This is a genomic window from Mesoflavibacter zeaxanthinifaciens subsp. sabulilitoris, from assembly GCF_014191595.1.
Taxonomy (GTDB): Bacteria; Bacteroidota; Bacteroidia; order Flavobacteriales; family Flavobacteriaceae; genus Mesoflavibacter; species Mesoflavibacter zeaxanthinifaciens.
Genome location: NZ_JACHWV010000004.1, coordinates 262,194 through 279,801 on the forward strand (window position 1 = coordinate 262,194; position 17,608 = coordinate 279,801).

21 protein-coding genes are annotated in these 17,608 nt (G+C 29.1%); 4 read left to right on the forward strand and 17 right to left on the reverse strand.

Going from position 1 to position 17,608, the window contains the following annotated elements; genetic code table 11:
* Positions 1-9: 9 nt before the first annotated feature.
* From FHS04_RS07670 to FHS04_RS07740, 15 genes are all read right to left on the reverse strand, one after another.
* Positions 10-327 carry an Hpt domain-containing protein gene (locus FHS04_RS07670; RefSeq protein ID WP_106679854.1) on the reverse strand — a complete coding sequence of 106 codons (318 nt, stop codon included), beginning with the start codon at positions 325-327 and terminating at the stop codon, positions 10-12.
* Positions 314-1,384, reverse strand: coding sequence for a sensor histidine kinase (locus FHS04_RS07675; protein WP_106679852.1), 1,071 nt, complete (start codon positions 1,382-1,384; stop codon positions 314-316). Before FHS04_RS07675 ends, FHS04_RS07670 begins: the two co-directional genes overlap by 14 nt.
* A complete protein-coding gene (locus FHS04_RS07680) occupies positions 1,384-2,517 on the reverse strand; it encodes an FIST signal transduction protein (RefSeq protein WP_106679850.1) in 1,134 nt (377 codons plus the stop codon). The genes FHS04_RS07675 and FHS04_RS07680 overlap by 1 nt, the downstream gene beginning before the upstream one ends.
* Positions 2,518-2,520: 3 nt before the next feature.
* Positions 2,521-4,860, reverse strand: a complete 2,340-nt coding sequence (locus FHS04_RS07685; protein ID WP_106679848.1) for a PAS domain-containing sensor histidine kinase — start codon at positions 4,858-4,860, stop codon at positions 2,521-2,523.
* On the reverse strand, positions 4,860-5,399 hold the full coding sequence (locus FHS04_RS07690; RefSeq protein WP_027880929.1) for a heme NO-binding domain-containing protein: 540 nt from the start codon (positions 5,397-5,399) through the stop codon (positions 4,860-4,862). Before FHS04_RS07690 ends, FHS04_RS07685 begins: the two co-directional genes overlap by 1 nt.
* 1 nt (position 5,400) lies before the next feature.
* The gene (locus tag FHS04_RS07695; RefSeq protein ID WP_027880928.1) at positions 5,401-5,814 is read right to left on the reverse strand and encodes a response regulator; all 414 of its coding nucleotides are present in this window, start codon (positions 5,812-5,814) and stop codon (positions 5,401-5,403) included.
* Positions 5,815-6,273: 459 nt separating this feature from the next.
* A complete protein-coding gene (locus tag FHS04_RS07700) occupies positions 6,274-6,648 on the reverse strand; it encodes an MmcQ/YjbR family DNA-binding protein (RefSeq protein WP_106679846.1) in 375 nt (124 codons plus the stop codon).
* Between the two features lie 8 nt (positions 6,649-6,656).
* Positions 6,657-6,797 (reverse strand): hypothetical protein, encoded by a 141-nt coding sequence (locus tag FHS04_RS07705; RefSeq protein WP_155912676.1) that lies wholly within the window; start codon positions 6,795-6,797, stop codon positions 6,657-6,659.
* 117 nt (positions 6,798-6,914) lie between these two features.
* A complete protein-coding gene (locus FHS04_RS07710) occupies positions 6,915-7,526 on the reverse strand; it encodes a DUF4230 domain-containing protein (protein WP_106679844.1) in 612 nt (203 codons plus the stop codon).
* Positions 7,526-7,870, reverse strand: a complete 345-nt coding sequence (locus FHS04_RS07715; protein ID WP_106679842.1) for a DUF4260 domain-containing protein — start codon at positions 7,868-7,870, stop codon at positions 7,526-7,528. Before FHS04_RS07715 ends, FHS04_RS07710 begins: the two co-directional genes overlap by 1 nt.
* A gap of 1 nt (position 7,871) precedes the next feature.
* Entirely contained in the window at positions 7,872-8,618 is a 747-nt protein-coding gene (locus FHS04_RS07720) for a cyclase family protein (protein ID WP_106679840.1), read from the reverse strand.
* 4 nt (positions 8,619-8,622) lie between these two features.
* Entirely contained in the window at positions 8,623-9,750 is a 1,128-nt protein-coding gene (gene hemW / locus FHS04_RS07725; RefSeq protein WP_106679838.1) for a radical SAM family heme chaperone HemW, read from the reverse strand.
* A 90-nt stretch (positions 9,751-9,840) separates the two neighbouring features.
* Positions 9,841-10,209 (reverse strand): four helix bundle protein, encoded by a 369-nt coding sequence (locus FHS04_RS07730; protein ID WP_027880921.1) that lies wholly within the window; start codon positions 10,207-10,209, stop codon positions 9,841-9,843.
* A 10-nt stretch (positions 10,210-10,219) separates the two neighbouring features.
* Positions 10,220-10,777: a crossover junction endodeoxyribonuclease RuvC gene (ruvC, locus tag FHS04_RS07735; protein ID WP_106679836.1), complete on the reverse strand. Its 558-nt coding sequence runs from the start codon at positions 10,775-10,777 to the stop codon at positions 10,220-10,222.
* Positions 10,777-11,406 (reverse strand): cell envelope biogenesis protein OmpA, encoded by a 630-nt coding sequence (locus FHS04_RS07740; protein WP_106679834.1) that lies wholly within the window; start codon positions 11,404-11,406, stop codon positions 10,777-10,779. Before FHS04_RS07740 ends, ruvC begins: the two co-directional genes overlap by 1 nt.
* A gap of 45 nt (positions 11,407-11,451) precedes the next feature.
* On the opposite strand from FHS04_RS07740, the gene FHS04_RS07745 reads away from it, so the two are divergent.
* From FHS04_RS07745 to FHS04_RS07760, 4 genes are read left to right on the forward strand one after another with little or no spacing between them, the layout of a single operon-like run.
* Positions 11,452-12,417 (forward strand): lysylphosphatidylglycerol synthase domain-containing protein, encoded by a 966-nt coding sequence (locus FHS04_RS07745; RefSeq protein WP_106679832.1) that lies wholly within the window; start codon positions 11,452-11,454, stop codon positions 12,415-12,417.
* Positions 12,417-13,541: a glycosyltransferase family 2 protein gene (locus FHS04_RS07750; protein WP_106679830.1), complete on the forward strand. Its 1,125-nt coding sequence runs from the start codon at positions 12,417-12,419 to the stop codon at positions 13,539-13,541. The genes FHS04_RS07745 and FHS04_RS07750 overlap by 1 nt, the downstream gene beginning before the upstream one ends.
* 51 nt (positions 13,542-13,592) lie before the next feature.
* On the forward strand, positions 13,593-14,465 hold the full coding sequence (locus FHS04_RS07755) for a hypothetical protein (RefSeq protein ID WP_106679829.1): 873 nt from the start codon (positions 13,593-13,595) through the stop codon (positions 14,463-14,465).
* Entirely contained in the window at positions 14,465-15,205 is a 741-nt protein-coding gene (locus FHS04_RS07760) for a Bax inhibitor-1/YccA family protein (RefSeq protein ID WP_106679827.1), read from the forward strand. The genes FHS04_RS07755 and FHS04_RS07760 overlap by 1 nt, the downstream gene beginning before the upstream one ends.
* Positions 15,206-15,260: 55 nt before the next feature.
* On the opposite strand, the gene FHS04_RS07765 is transcribed toward FHS04_RS07760, so the two are convergent.
* Together FHS04_RS07765 and FHS04_RS07770 are read right to left on the reverse strand one after the other, a co-directional pair.
* Positions 15,261-15,737 (reverse strand): hypothetical protein, encoded by a 477-nt coding sequence (locus FHS04_RS07765; RefSeq protein ID WP_106679825.1) that lies wholly within the window; start codon positions 15,735-15,737, stop codon positions 15,261-15,263.
* 119 nt (positions 15,738-15,856) lie between these two features.
* A complete protein-coding gene (locus FHS04_RS07770; protein WP_106679823.1) occupies positions 15,857-17,608 on the reverse strand; it encodes a M56 family metallopeptidase in 1,752 nt (583 codons plus the stop codon).

Here is a 17,608-nt window from a genome sequence, read left to right on the forward strand (position 1 = left end):
AAAAACTAATTATAATTTATCTAAATAATTAGTTATGACAGTTAGTATATTATCAAATTCTTCTTTAAGATCTGTATTATGGTCTAATAAATTATTTTCATAATCAATAGCAATGTCATAACTTTTTGAAAGACCTAAAATACTAATTTTATGCTTAAGTTTATGAACATTTTCTGCTGCTAGTTTATAATTTTTATTATTTAAGTTTTTATAATACGTTTCTTTTTCTGTTGGAAACTCTTTTTTTACCACATCTAGCAATTGTGTTTCAAATTCTTTATCTCCTCCAGAAAGTGTGTTTATATAAGATAGATTAGGCTGTTCCATTTAATTGTTTTTTTATTGTAAAGTAAAATGTTGTTCCTTTATTTATTTCGCTTTCAAGCCATATTTTACCTTGATATAGTTCGACTATTTTTTTTACGATAGATAATCCTATACCGCTAGAATCTGCTCTATTTTCTAACTTTTCAAAGGTTTTAAATATTTTTTCAAAATAATCACTATTTATCCCTTTTCCGTTATCCTTAACAAAAAACTGCCAGTATTGCTTTTTATCTTCTACTCCAATTTCTATGCTTCCTTTAGACTTATCATTATACTTTATGGCATTTGATATTAAATTTTGAAACAATTGTTGCAGCCTATATTTATCCCCTTTAACTGTAGGTAAATTTGCTTTTGTTATAGTGATATGATTTGGTACTTGTATAGTTTTTAGGATTTGATCCACTATTAAATCTAGATCTACATTATAGATTTTTATTTGATTTTTATCTATAGTGGAGTACTCTAAAATGCCGCTAATTAGAGCGTCCATTTTCTCTACATTTTCTCTAACTAATTCTAATTGTTTATTACCGCTTTCTCCAATTTTATCTTTAAAATCTTCTTTAAACCAAGCTGTTAATGTGTCTATGCTTCTTAAAGGTGATTTTAAATCATGAGATACCATGTGAGCATAATCACTTAACTCTTGATTTTGATATGCTAACTCAGACAATAATCGCTCTCTTTGTTTATTTATTTCGACAATTTCTTTTGTTTGGTTGTCTATAAACTCGATAAGTTTTAAGCCATCTAAATCTAAATTTAGCGTATTATCCTTATTGTTTTCTGGTAAATTATAAAGCTTTAAGGTATCTAAGACGTGTTTAAGCTTATCTATTACTTCTTTTTGTGCGTCTGCTTCTTCTCTTAATTGTTGATTTGCTGTAAATAACTCTTCAGAGCTTAATTGCATGGCTCTTTGCTGCATATTAAATTGTTCTTCAAAGTTGTTGTAAGAACTATTTATTGCGTCTAAAAATGTTTTTAACTCATCATTTTTTGCAAATTCTTCAGGTAAAAATTTTCTTATTTGTCGTTTTAATAACGAGTTCATTATTCGCTTATTAAAGTAATTGTCATTGTTTGATTATGTAATTGACATGATATTTCTCCATCAAAAGGAGCTATTTCTCCGTAAGAGTAAAATCCGCTAATGGTTGCGTCTTGACCAATTACTTCTATTACTTCTTCTACTTCTTCTTCTACTCTTTGATCTAAGACTAATTTACGTCCAATACAACTAACTAACATTGCTAGTTCTGGTTTGTTTTGTCTTAAATTCATTGCTTGCTTTGCGGCACGTTCTGATGCATTTGCAATGTTATCTACATTAGTCATCATTAATTGCACTTTTGCGTTTTCTGGTATGTCTCCTGCTAATATTACAGAATTATTAGTTTCGTCTATGTTTAGAATAGATCTTACAATTGGTTGGTCGTCTATTTGTACTTTTACGTTTAAAGGATACAGTAATGCAGCACCTGGTAAGTCTTTGGCTTTATCACCTAAATAGGTTTTGTACAAATCTAATGCTGGCTGACCATCTAATTCAAATAAAATATTATCATCAGATTTTGTAACTACACGTTCTGGTCCAAAAGGTGTCCAACCACCATAAATAGAAAATGTTACTTCTAAAGTATCTCCGTAAAAACCTATAGCGATTAATTGTCCTTCTTTTGGATTTTCATTATACCCTGCAATTGTTTTTTCAAAACGATCATCGTCACCACAAAGTCCACCTGTTATTAACAAATTATTTTGGGTAACACTATTCATACCTTGCGTTAGTTTTGATCCATTTACAAAACTACCTTCTGATATTACAAATACATGTTTTAAATTATCTTTTGGTAATTGTTGGATTAAATCTTGACCTACTTTGTAACTATCTTGATTATTATTTTTTATGTTACTAGTCTTTATTACAAATGTAGATTTTTCAAACTCTATTGCTGTAATTGTAATACTTTGCTGGTTAACATCATTTGATGAAATTTCTGCGCAAGTTGATCCAAAAACTATTTGTCCATCAGGAAATAGAGTTTTTATATCTTGATATATATTAGCGTCTTCTAACATATATCTGTTACCTAAAACCAATACTAATGGTGCGTTAAGTTTTATTTCTTGTCCAATATATTTCCAATCGGAGTTTTTATGTTTTACTAATTGTACTGTTTTCATTTTTTACTTTTTTAGAGTGAAATAAAAAGTGGTTCCTTTATTTAACTCGCTTTCTAGCCAAATTTCACCTTTATGGAGATCGACTATTTTTTTTACTATAGATAATCCTACTCCGGTTGAATCTTTACTTTTATTTAATGAATGAAATATTTTAAATATTTTATCGTGAAATTTTTTATCAATACCAATCCCGTTATCTTCTATTGAGAATTGATAGTATGTTTTCTTTTCTGTTACATCTATATTAATTAGTCCTTTGTCTTTATCTATAAATTTTACTGCGTTACTTATTAGATTTTGAAACAATTGCTTTAGTTTGGTTGCATCTCCTTCTAAAGTTGGAAGTTTATTTTTTATGTTAACAGTTATATGATCTGGTATATAGAGTATTTTAAGCAATTCTTCTATTGTATTATCAAGGTTTACACTTGTTAGTTTTGAGTCTGATCCAATACTAGAATATTCTAAAATATCTGTTATTAGCTGCTCCATTTTTTCTAGCGTATTTTCTATTAAAGAAATGTTTTGCAGGCTAACTTGATCTAATTTACCTTGATTATCTTCTTTTAACCAGCTAACTAATGCATGTATACTTCTTAAAGGAGACTTTAAATCATGAGATACTATATGTGCGTACTCTTGTAACTCTGTATTACTTCTCTCTAGTTTACCTAATAGACTTTCTTTTTGTAGTTGTAATGTTTTTAAATCTGTGATATCTAATACTACAACTACACTTCCTACAACTTCATCTTCTAAGTTTAGATTAGGAGATCCGCATACAAACCAAAACCTAGTGTCTCCGTTTTTTCGTTTAACCTTTAACTCAAAAGTACTAGCAACACCTACTTTTCTTTTAGCTATAAACTCTTTTACTTTTCTTGATTCAGATTTTAGAGGAAATAAATCTCTACCTTTTTTGCCTAATATTTCTTCCTCCGTATAGCCGCTCATATTTAGTAAACTTTGGTTTACCATTGTAATATTACCATCTAGATCTGCTTCTATTAAGCCTAAATCCATATTTGCAATAATATTATGGTACTTGTGCTTTTGTTGTTCTAAATTTCTACGATATGTTCTATTTAATGTTACGTCTGAATAGGACCATAAATGTCCATTATATCCATCTGCTATATTAATTGGTATGTAGTCTCTTTCTACTATTGTACCGTCTTCTAATGTTATTTCTTTTCTAAGCTCTGATTTATTTTCTTTTATTAAAATATCAGAGTTTTTGGTAAATGTTTCTTCTTTAAATAAAGCTCTGTTACTTTTAATAATAATGTCATTATAATTTAGCCCAACTAGATCTTCTGGATTTTCATTTATTTTAAATAATTGACAAAATTTATTATTTACTAGTACTGCATTTCTTTTATTATCTTCTAATAAAATTGCAGTATCTAAGCTTTGTACTAATGTAGATAATTGCTTTTCTGACTTGTAAATCTTTAAATTAGCTTTATGCTCTTTTGTAACATCTTCTATAGTGGCTACTATATAATCTAAATCTCCTGAGTTATTTTTTACAGATAGTATTTTTGTTTTAGCCCATAAAAAAGAACCATCCTTTTTTACATAGCGTTTTTGTAATGTTGCACTGTCAATTTCTCCTTTAAGTAATTGTTTTCTTATAGCTTTAGTTTCTGGCTCATCTTCAGGATGTGTTATTTCTTGTGGACTAACGCCATCAAATTCTTCTTTAGAATATCCTAACATATCTAAAAAGGATTGATTAACTAATGTTAAATCTTGAGTTTTTACATCTGTTAGAGTAATACCTATTGGTGAGTTATCTACAATTATATTAAGCTTTTTTTGCTGGTCTTCTATTTGTTTTTTTAATTGTTTTTCTTCTGTAATATCTCTAACTATACCTTGTGCTGCAATGGGCTTTTTGTGTTTATCAAATATAAGACTTGCGTTAATATGCACCCATTTTATAGTACCATTTCCTGTAACAATTCTAGCTTCAAAGTCTCTGTAATATCCTTTTGTCTTAAGTAAATAAAAAGATTCTAATGCCAATGGTAAATCTTTATGATAGACAAAGTCTAAAACATTTACTGATTGCTTATTAATATCGTACCCAAATAATTTGGTTGCTGCGTCATTAAATTTTAAGACATTACCAGGAAGATCCATAACAACATAGGCGTCTAAGATATTATCAAAGACGCCTTTTAATTGTGATGATTTTTCTGCTAGATGATTTTGCAAAAGCTTTGTAGCATTATAAAGCTCTTTAGACTTATCCTCTAATATTTTTTCAGCAGCTTTTCTTGCTGCTTTTTCTCTTGCTAATGTTCTTTTTAATATTTCAATTTCTTTTTGACTCATTATTGTTGGTGGATAATAAATCTTACTTCTGTACCGTCTTCTTTTATTTTTTCAAATTCGATATTTGCTGTAGCATTAAAATGCTCAAAGGTTTTATTCATTAATCCTAAACCAAATCTATACATCGCTCTGCTTGATTTGTAAATCATTTTTAGGTAACCTTCTCCCTTTTCTTCTATAACAAAAGTAGGTAGCTCTGCATCTGGATAGATCTTCATTACTTCTACGTGTATATGATTTTCTATTGAAGAAAGCATTTCAATTGGATCTTTATAAGTAGCTATTAAACCTGGGTAGCTTGTTTCTATTACGCTAAAAAAATGTTCTGCGTATACTTGTAGTAAATCGTCTGTTGATATGTTTGTATAACTACTTAGATTTTGAAGTAATTGAAGCATTTCTGAAAAACTATATGTGCCTACAGATGTGTATACACCATTAGATGGTAGATCTGCATTTTCTATAATACGATCTACCATCTCTAATCCAAATTTATCTTCGACTAACTCTAAAAACTCTGTAAATACAATTCCTTTCATCTTATACTACTATCAACTCGTTAACACTCCAATAGTTTAATACTCTTTCTATTTTACTAACGTAATCTTCGTATTTTAGCGGTTTAATTACGTATCCAGCAATACCTATTTTATAACATTCTAACAGGTCTTTTTGATTATTAGATGTTGTTAAAATTATAGTTGGTATATATTTTAAAACCTCATCGTTTTTTAAGATACTTAAAAACTCTATACCATTAATTTTAGGCATATTTAAATCTAACAAAATTATATCGGGTAGATTGTCTTTTTTTTCTAAAATTTTAAGAGCTTCTTCTCCATTATTAGCTTCAACAATGTTATGATTTAATTTTAAAGAAGAGATTGTTCTATTCAACTTCATGATTTCGATCATATCATCTTCTATCAATAAGATATTTAACTTATTTTTCATATCGAGGGATTTATAATTCTCGAAAGGTAGAACATTAGTATTAGACATAAATTTAATTTCGTTTAATGCTTTTAAACTAAAGGTCAAAAGCGATTAAGTGTCGACGAATGGTAATAAAATGTCGTAAAAAATTACTTACAAAATTTTAAAGCTCTCAAAGTATTTTTTTGAGCTAATAATTTTGTTTGCTCTAAATCCTTTAATAACCCTCTAACATGTTGCTGTTGCTGCTTGTTTATTAGATAATCTTCTATTAAATCTATACATTGTAGTTGCTGCATACTACAGTATAAAGGCTTGTAAGAAGTTGTTGATAGACTACGGCAACTATGCGATTGATATAGACCTTTATTAACCATTAATCATTTTTTTATGCAAAATTAACTTATGGTTATTCTAAAATTTAATTTTATTCTACGTTTAGCCCTTTTTGTTAGACCAAACTTAAATATCTATAGATTAATTGTTATTTATGTTTAATTGGCTTTGTTGTTTTTTTGTTAATTTACTGACTACCAAACTATATGATTGATCTATTAAATCGCAAAGTAAGTCGTAAGTTATTTCGTTTTTACTTAAATAAATAGTATTCCAGTGTGCTTTATTCATATGATATGCGGCTTTTATGCTATCATATTCTTCACGTAACTCAATAGCATATTTTGGATCACATTTAAGTGAAATGGAGCCTTGTCCTGCTTCCCATTTTTCTAATGGAAGTAACGCAAACATTTTACCACATACTTTAAAAACTAATGTATCTTGATCAAAAGGAAATGTTTCTTCTGCTTGCGGTTTTTGAAGACAATATTGATAAACCTGCTCTAAATTCATGTTTAGAGTTAAGACTCAATTTTATGTTGCTTGATTTTTTTTAAGGTGTTATTCCTTTTTGTTTTTAAGTTTTTAGTTTCTACCTTGGTTAATGGCGGAATGTCTAAACTTTCTAGGGTTTCATTTAAATAAAGTAGTAATCTGTTCATAATAGCAAATTTTAATTAACTTTTCTTTAAGGTAAAAAAACTAAGACAAATTAACGAATTCTTTATTCGATTTTCGATGAAATGAACGTCAAAACTACATTTTTTAACGTTTAAATGTTATTTTGTTAACTTTGGTTGTTCTTCTGAATGAATAGTCAAGGATTGATAATCTAATGTCCAACCAATAGTTTCAACAATATTTTCTATTAATTGTAAAGATTCTAAAGCTTCTTGTTTGGCAACATTATATAAGCCGCTTTCTGGAACTTTTTCTAGGATATGTTGTTTCGCTTCTTCGTTTAAAGCTGTAAGATCTGCTGCTTCAAACTTATTGAAATAACCATCTTTTTTGTCGTAGTAATTTAAGTTAGTTTCTATAGACAATATTTCTGGTTGAGGAAAGCTTTTGATTATAACTGTTTTGGTATTTTGGTTTGCTTCTAAGTTTATTTTATTAAAATCAAAACCTACATGAGCTTTTGCATTAATAACTACCAATGCTTTTTTACGACTTGAGACTAGTTTTAAAAAACGTTCTTTTACATCTTCGTAATGATAGATTTCTGCAAAGTCACCTTCTACTGTTATAAACTTGCAAACTTTTTTAATTTTATCTAAAAGAATTATCGATTGTGATGAAACTCTTTTTTTGTTCTTTAAATGTTTTACATAGGTAGATATTGCTAAAACAACAAGTCCACCAATGATTAATGAGATAAAAATTTCCATTATAAATGTCCTAAATGTGTGTTTTTAAAATGATCTGCATATTTAAGTCCGTATCCAAAAATTCGGTCTAAAGACGCATGAGAAAATAGGATAATTCCTGTTAACTGCACGACTTCGATTTCAAAATAAATTCCTACTAAAAAGATTAAAATAGCTAATCCTTTATGATGAAACACATTATAAGTTAATGCTCCAGTTTTTGTATTTATTAAATAACCTAACATACCAATATCAGGTAACAAAATTAATACCAAAAACCACCACCAAGTGTAACTTAAGGTAGAAAACAAGTAAATACCTAATGCGAATTGTAATAATTCTTCTAGTTTTAAAACAGATTTCATTTTATTCTATTTTATAAAGAATAGGCTTACTTGGTGTAGCATCGTTTTCAAAAGGTGCGATTTGTAAATTTAAAATGTATTTACCGTCTTGAATTTTATTTTTCACGTAAATAAACTCAGTTATAGTGGCATTTTTTCTAATCTTACCATTAACATCCCAAAACGCTTTATGCGCTAATAATTTACCATCGTCTTTTTCTTTATCTACACTTGGTAAGTCTACCAAAAGGTGCTGTACACCTATTTTTTTTATAAATTCTGCCGCATCTTCGGTTAAGTAAGGCCAATTAGTATTAGAGTATTGTCTAGAAAGCTTATCTTTTGTGTTTGGCATTGTACGAATAACTAATGCTTCTGGCTTACGTTGTTTTAGTAAAAATTTTAATTGCGATTTAGATATCACATAATCTTCGTCTATTTTTTCTGGTGCTACAGTGATTACCTCTGCTCTAAAGAAAAAAGTTTTTAAGCATTTATTAATGCTATAAAATTTTTCGGTAATATGTCCAACACACTCGGTATGCGTACCATGTGCATGCGGATTAAATTGAATATTATTAAAGTTAATAGACGCACCTTCTTTTACACTTGCAGTCCACTCGCCTATTTGCGCTGGTTCAATTTTAGGCTCTTCAATATACCATGCATTTGCGTTATCCTTTGATCCTCTAATTGACATAGAAATATCTAAAGGTTTAGATAAGTCTATTGTGTATTTTATAGTGTTTATTGTAATTACTGTTTTCATCTAATTAATTTAACATGAATAGCTCACTTGCTATTCCGTCAGTTAAAAATTTTCCTTTTTTTGTAGCTTTTAAGCTGTCCTTTTCAATATACAATAATTGTTCATTGATATAAAACTGAGCCTCTTTTATTAAGAAATTTTTATAATGAAGCCCAAACTTGTCTTCTATTTTTGATAATGACACGCCCCAAATTGTTCTTAATCCAGTCATGACAAACTCATTATACTTATCATTTTGTGATAAGGTTTCTATCTCTAGAGGCAATTGGTTGGCTTCAATTTTTTTGATGTAAATGGAATTATTTTTAACATTCCAAGCACGTTGATGCCCATTAAAACTATGTGCAGATGGACCAATACCAATATATGGCTTACCTAACCAATAGGCACTATTGTTTTTACTATAGTAACCTGGTTTTGCAAAATTAGAAAGCTCATAATGCTCAAAACCTGCTTCATCTAGTTTTTCTATTAGTTGATGAAATTGTTTGTGTGCAACCTCATCATCAACATCCTCAATTATTCCTTTCTCAATAAAACTAGCTAATGCTGTTTTAGGCTCGACAGTTAGTGCGTAACTTGAAATATGTGGTACACCAAAACTTAGAGCCATTTCAATATTATTTAACCATTCTTGCGATGTACTATTTGGTATCCCATAAATTAAATCTAAGCTAATATTGTTAAAGTATTGGGTTGCAATTTCTAAACATTTTTTTGCCTCTTCGGAATTGTGAGCACGATTCATCAACTTTAAATCTTTCTCAAAAAAAGATTGAATACCAATACTTAGTCTATTAATTGGTGATTGGGATAATTCTACAATTTTCTCTTCAGACAGATCATCAGGATTGGCTTCTAATGTGATTTCTGGTGACGTTGCTAATGAGTAATTTTTATGTATCGTGTCTATTAAAAATTGTAATTCTTCAATTGATAATAAGCTTGGTGTACCACCGCCAAAATAGATAGTTTCTACAGTTGTGTTTTTAAATTCATCTTTACGAAGTCGAAGCTCTTTTGCTAAAGCAGAAATTAATTGATCTTTCTTTTTTAACGAGGTCGAAAAATGAAAGTCGCAATAATAACATGCTTGTTTGCAAAATGGTATGTGAATGTAGATGCCGGACATATCAGTTGTCAATAAACAATTAACAGTAAACAATTAGCAGTAGTCAATTTACAAATTATCAGATATCAATGATTAGTGACCAACTAACAGTTAAGGTATTTTATTTATTCTTGTTTTTTTAAGTATTGAAAATAATATTTTTGATAGTTCGTCAGTGTTTGAGTGTAATTTATCAAACTCTATTTTACTTAAAAAATCTGAATCTTTAAGTAAGCTTAACCAGTACTTAGTCTCTAAGCTTTCTTTATAAGCAATTGAAATTTTAGCAGAAAAATCAGCATTTGATATTGCACCGTTTGCTTCTGTAACATTAGCTCCAATGGACGTACCAGATCTTAATAATTGTTTAGATAAGATAAACTCTTTTTTTGAATTAGTTAATTCTTTATAAACATTAACAATTTGAAGAGCTAATTGATAAGATTTATCAGCTAAAGGATTATTTGCTTGTTTAGACATTGATAACTGTTTATTGTTTATTGATTTTTGTTGGGTTTTGTTTTACAAAACTTGCCCAACCCGAATAGCTTTTACCAATTTCTACGCGACCTTGATTGTAAAAATGACAAACTGCTGCTGCTAAACCATCTGTAGAATCTAAGTTTTTTGGCAAACTTTTTAGCTTTAACAAACTTTGCAACATTTTTGCAACTTGCTCTTTACTGGCGTTACCATTACCTGTAATTGCCATTTTAATTTTTTTTGGCGAATATTCGGTAACTGGTACTTCTCTACTTAAACCTGCCGCCATAGCAACACCTTGCGCACGACCTAACTTAAGCATACTTTGTACGTTTTTACCAAAAAAAGGCGCTTCGATAGCAATTTCGTCAGGATGATGTGTATCGATTAGCTCTATAGTACGCTCAAAAATCAATTTCAATTTTAAGTAATGGTCGTCGTATTTTTTTAGATCTAGCTCGTTAAGTTGTAAAAAGCTCATCTTTTTATTTTCAACTTTAATCAAGCCAAAACCCATAATGGTTGTTCCGGGATCAATACCTAATATAATTTGTTCTTTTGCCATTAATTACAAGTTGCGCAACCGCTTAAAGAAACTGCAACACCAACAGTTACGGTTAATAAATTACCGTTAAAAGATCCATAACCTTCTGTAATAGGATCGAAATCGCTTGCAAATCCCATAATATAAGATGCGTCGATATATGCAGAAACAGTTCTACTTATTCCGTAATGAAATTCCATTCCTCCCATAGCATTTAAATAAGACGTTTTATTATCGCCATAAGCATCTAAAGGTTTTATCATAGAATAACCAGGACCAACATGAAAAACTACACCTGTACCAAATGGTAAAAACGTAAAATCTGGTGTAGCATCATAAACAAACTGTGCATTTACACGTGTATAGTTTACTTTAAAATCTGGTGTATTATCGGCATTTACAAATCTATTATACCCAAAATCTACTTTAGCTCCTAATTGATTAGTAAACATATGCTGAATTCCTAAATTTATGGTCGGAAAATTTAATCCATCAGCCTCAAAAGGCGTTACAAATCCATCTTGACTTGGGCTATTTACACCTACAGCAATTAAAGCTTTCCATTTACTAGTTTCTATTTGTGCTTTTACTGTGGTTAATCCAAACATCAAAAAAGCAACCAAACAAATGATTTTAAATCTTGATAACATTGTGTGTTTTTTAGTTTATTTTGCAAGCATTTCAGAAAAAATAAGATGAATAGTAGCTTACCTTACAAAACTAAGCAATTCTTTTTTGTACTTATCAAATTAAGTATAGTTGTTGGCGCTTTTTACTTTATTTATCAAAAATTACTTAATAATCCGGAATTAAAATTTGAAGATTTTTTAAATTTTCTAGACAAAAACAAGCTGTTTTCAACAAAAAACATCATTTTTTTAGTGTTTTTAAGCAGCCTTAATTGGTTTTTAGAAATTTTGAAATGGCGATTTTTAATCTCAAAAATTAAAACAATAAATTTTTTAGAAGCGACTGAGCAAAGTTTAGGTGCTCTAACTGCATCTATTTTTACACCAAATCGTATTGGCGAATACGGCGCAAAAGCGATTTACTTTGCAAAAACGCATCGCAAAAAAGTACTGCTTTTAAACCTAATTAGTAATATGCTTCAAATGAGTGTTACTGTTATTTTAGGTGTAATTGGGCTTATTTTTTTATATCATAATTATGAAGTCAATATTGGTTATCAATTTATTAGAGCTTTAATATTATTGGCTTTAATTGCTTTGTTTGCTGTATTTGGTTTTAAACAAAACCGATTTAAGATTAAAGGTTTTTCTTTTGAAAAGGTGATTAATTACATTAAAAACTTAGGTGCGAAATTTTTAGGTATTGGACTTTTATTATCGGTGTTACGATATGCTGTATTTTCTTTTCAGTTTTATTTTATTTTGACACTTTTTGAGATTCAATTAAACTATATTGACGCCATGATTTTAATTACATCCATGTATTTATTGGCTTCAATTATTCCAACAATTTCAATATTTGATGTGGTGATAAAAGGTAGTGTTGCGCTGTATGTTTTTGGGCTAGCTGATATTAACCAATTACCTATTTTAAGCTGTATTTTATTAATGTGGTTACTTAATTTTGCACTGCCTAGCGTTTTGGGTAGTTACTATGTACTTAACTTTAATGTTCTAAAAAACCATAATTAATGCTTGTTATTACAGTTGTTATATTGCTTTTGTATTTATTTTTAATAGGAAAATTTGCTTTTGCAATTGACAAAGTATCAGAGTTTAAACTGCAAGATATTCCTGCAAAAATAAAGTTTTCGGTAGTTATTCCTTTTAGAAATGAAGCCGAAAATTTGCCTACGCTATTAAATTCTATTGCACAGTTAAATTACCAAGCTTCGCTTTTTGAAATCATTTTAGTTAATGACGATTCTGAAGATCTTTCAAAAGATATTGTTACTAAGTTTATTACAACTTCAGCTTTGGACATTACATTAATTGAAAACGAAAGACAATCCAATTCGCCTAAAAAAGATGCGATTTCTTCAGCAATAAAAATTAGTAACTATGATTGGATTATCACAACCGATGCCGACTGTGTTTTACCAAAATATTGGCTAGATAGTTTTGATACTTTTATCCAACAAAACGATGTTAAAATGGTTGTTGGACCAGTGACTTATCATCAAGTTAATGGGTTTTTAAAACACTTTCAGCTTTTAGATTTTTTAAGTTTAACAGGAAGTACTATTGCTGGTTTTGGTATTGGTAAACCATTTTTATGTAATGGTGCTAATTTAGCTTACAAAGCATCATTTTTTAATAGCATGAATGGTTTTGAAGGCAATGATACCATTGCAAGCGGAGATGATATTTTTTTAATGGAAAAAGCTTTAAAAACAGATGAAAATTCTGTTAGATATTTAAAAAGCACCCATGCTATTGTGCAGACAATACCGCAACCAGATTTTAAAAGTTTACTATCGCAACGCATACGTTGGGCTAATAAAACATCTAACTACAATAATAATTTTGCTAAGTTGGTTGGGTTAATGGTTTTACTAGCTAATTCAGTAATTGTCATTGGTTTTGTGTTAATGGTTTTAGGGTTATTTCATTTTAAGACCTTTATTTATTCATTTCTTTTAAAGCTGCTTATAGATTTTCTTTTAATTTATAAAACAAGTGTGTTTTTTAGTAAAGAACAAGCATTAAAATACTATTTACCGTCAAGTTTATTGTATCCTTTTTTTAGTGTTTACATTGCTGTTGTTGGCTCATTTTCAAGTTACAAATGGAAAGACAGACGTTTTAAGAAATAGTTTATTAGTTTAAAAATTTCTACTTTAGCAATCAACCAAATTACAATCTCTATGAAACGTTTACTTTTCATTTTAAGCTTATGTGTTTCAACATTAAGTTTTGCACAACAAACCTACTCTGTTAATGGCGAATCTTTAAAATTAGACACTGAAGTAGAAGGTACTTTAGATCTACTTTGGACATCTGTTGATGGGCAATTTAGATATTTTGTCAAAACCGAAGACAAAACTATTACAGAACTTAAAAACACAAAAAACGAGAATAATAAATATCAAAACGAGTACCAAGCGACACTTGCTGATTTAACTGACATGGATGCGTCTAAAACTAAATTTACATTATTTGATTTGAAGCAGTTTATCAATAAATACAATGTAAGTCAAGATGAAACTTATGTGTCTACCGAACAAAAAGTTAAGTTTAAAACAAGACTTGGTGTTTTTGGCGGTTTAACCAACAATCCTTTTACTTCCAATCCAGAAAATGAAAGCGCTGTGTTTTTTGGTACCGAATTAGAATTGGTTCAAGATAAACCACAACCAAAACATGCTGGTTTTGTTAATTTTAGATACACTTCTAAAACCGATAATTTTGATTATAAAGCTGCACAATTAGCTTTAGGTTATAGATTTAGATTTGTTAATACAAATGGGTTTAATATGTACGCTCAAACCAAGTTTGCAACTTTAACAAAGGTAGATGCATCATTTGTGATAGAAAACCCAGAAAACCCAGGAACTTTTGTAACTAATGAAGTGTCTAACACAGAATTTGATGCACCTTTAATTTTTGGTCTTGGTGCAGACTTTAAAGTTGGCAACGGATATATTACATTTATTTACGACTCTTTATTTGCTGCCTTTATAGAAAACGGTGATCACTTTTCTACAGATTTTGCTCTTGGTTACAAATTTAACTTATAATGGCTTTTTTAGATAAAACTTCTAATCCTGTTTTTGACCGTTATTTTTGGGAAGACAACCAATCCAACCCTAAAAAAATGACAGTTACAGGCATAATGCTAAAAACTGTATATTGTTTAATTGTAATTACCGCAATTGTTGTTAGTATTTGGAAATTACATACGCAAGGAACAAACATAAAATGGTTTGCTCCTGGTGGCGGAATTGCAGCACTGATTATTAGTATAGTTTTATCTGTAAGACAACATTGGGCACATATTTTAGTGCCTTTATATGCTGTTGCAAAAGGTTTTTTTCTTGGCGGAATCACTGCATACGCGCAAGCTAAATTCCCTGAAATACCTTATCAAGCTGTTGGTGTTACGATAGTTACTTTTTTTGTAATGTTATTACTATATCAAACACGAATAATAGTAGTAACCAAAAAATTACGAAGTATTATTATTACAGTTTGTGCCAGCATTTTTGTTACTTATTTAATCTCTTGGATACTAAGTTTTTTTGGTATTAAAAGCTTTATTTGGGGCACATCATGGTTTGCTATTGGTTTTAATATTTTTGCTGCTGTTTTTGCTTCTTTATCTTTATTACTTGATTTTGATTTTATTGAAAGACAAAAACATCGCGCTCCAAAATACAAAGAATGGCTTGCGACTTGGGGATTATTAGCAACACTTATTTGGTTGTATGTTGAAATTTTAAGACTGATGAAAAAGTTTGCTTTAAAATTCCCAAAGTAATAATTATAATTGGTAATTCTTAAAGCTTTAAATGTCTTAAAATCGCAAGACTGTGTTAATTAACCTGAAGAATAATAGGTAATTTAAATTGTGATTTAACTTGTTGACCTCTTTTTATTGCTGCATAAATTGGAGGTAAACTATCTAAACTAGTTTCTATAACTTGTTTTATGTTTGGTAATTCTGCAAGCGTTAAAGAATCTGCTGTAAATTGCTTTATTTGTAGTTGTCCTTTTTCTGTAATTAATAGTTCTAAAACAATAGTATCGTTAATATCTTGAGTTACTACAAAGGTTTGCTTAGCTAATTGTGTACTTATGTGGTTGGCTAACGTAGTTTCAAAACACTGTTTTTTATTAGTCAATGTGTCTAAAGAATCGCAAACAGGAAAGCTTGGATACGTGTCTACTTCGTTCCAATTAAATGTTTTTAATTCCTTTTTTAGAATAGCATCTTTTGATGTCTTTTTAGCTTCAAAATACTGACAAGACACTAACACAAGGAATATAAAAAAAATTGCTATTTGCTTCATATTAAACAAGTATCGCCGAAAAATACGATTTTTACTTGATAATTGTATATTTATTAGATGTTGACCATAAAAAAACCGAAGCAGAAAACTTCGGTTTTAACTATTTAAAAGTGAATTTACTAATCTACTTTAAAGGTTATTGGTAAGCTATAAGGCACATTAACTTGTTTACCTTTATCTGTACCAGGTATCATTTTTGGCAATAAATTAATCACTCTAATAGCTTCTTCTTCTAACTCTTTATGTGGTGCTCTAGCCTTTACATTTACTACATCTCCATTAACATCTATTTTAAAGCTTACAAAAATGCGTTTTACACCTTTTTCTAAATCTAGATTATTAGCTAGTTCTGTATTGAAGTTTTTCATAACATGCTCGTTAATTTTATTTGAAAAACACTCTTTTTGTTCTTTAAGATTAACTAATGTTTCACAACCTTCAATTAATGGGACTTGTTCTATAACACTAAAAGGGACATCTATTTCGTTATTTGTATCATGAATGTAATCGCCTTTTGGTTCTCTAACTTCAATTTTAATATGTCTGTAACCATCAGATATTACCAAAGCATGATACCATTCTTCTTTATTTATTTGCGCTAATTTTGATTGTTTCAATGCTTCTTCTTCAGTAGTTAAATCATCTAAATCTTCTACTAATAATCTTAAAGTACCTCTTTTTGGATTGCCAACCCAATTATCCTTTGCTTCTTGAGTTTTTTTATTATTAAGATAATCTTGATAGGTTTCATTTTTTATAACTTTTAGAATATTTGAATCTTCACCAGTTCTTTCCTTATGGTCTTCTGCCATAAACAAAAACTTAGCTTTAAGTCTTGCATATTGATCTAAAGTGTTTAAGTAATTATTATAATCTGTCTTGTTCTCTGAAAACAATTTTTCAATATTATCTTTATACTTACTCCTATATTCTTTCAAATACATTTGCACTAACTCTTCTTCTGTTAATGTAGTTTGTTCTGTATTTGCTTTATTAGTTTCGTCTTGAGAACATGAAGAATACACCAACATTGCTGTAATCATTGGTATTAGTAGCAAGTACTTAATTAAATAGACTGGTTTTGATTTTGATTTTTGTAACATAATAATTCGTTTTTTGATTAATGATTGTTTAAAAAATGGATTGACGAAAGGCAACGATTTTACATCAAAAATTTGCTGTAATAAACGTTGATAATAGTCTTTTTTATTGACGGTTTTTATGGCATTTTGGTCGGCAATATATTCGTGCACTTGTATTAAATATGCTTTGTAGACATATACTAAAGGATTAAACCAAAGCGCAATTTTTAATACTTCTAACCATAATAAATCTATGCTGTGTTTTTGTTTAACATGAATAAGCTCATGTGCCAAAATACTTTCTTTTTGTTGTTCTGTTAGTTGATTACCAATAAACACATAGTTAAAAAAGGAAAAAGCAACAGTTGTATTTGGCAGTGATAAGATTTGATATCCATTAGACTTTACTTTTTTAGATTTTGCCCATAATTTTAAAAGTTTAGATAGTTTAAAGACAAAAATTAAAAATGCAATACAACTACCTAAAATGATAATATTGTTAAGCGTTAACCATGAGGTTTTATTGGCAATAGTTGAAGCTTCTGTAATTATTTGTGGTGTTTTTTTCACGTTACCTAAAACAACTTCTGGTAAAACAACTACATATTTACTTGGTAAGGTTTTAGTAAAACTTTCAATTTTAATAAAAGGCAAGAGTAATGACAATACAGAAGTTGATAATAAATACCAACGGTTGTAATTAAAAAACGTTTCTTTTTTTAAAAGCGCTTCATAAACCAATAAAAATATAAGTTGAAAAGCTATTATTTGAATGATATAGGTAATCAT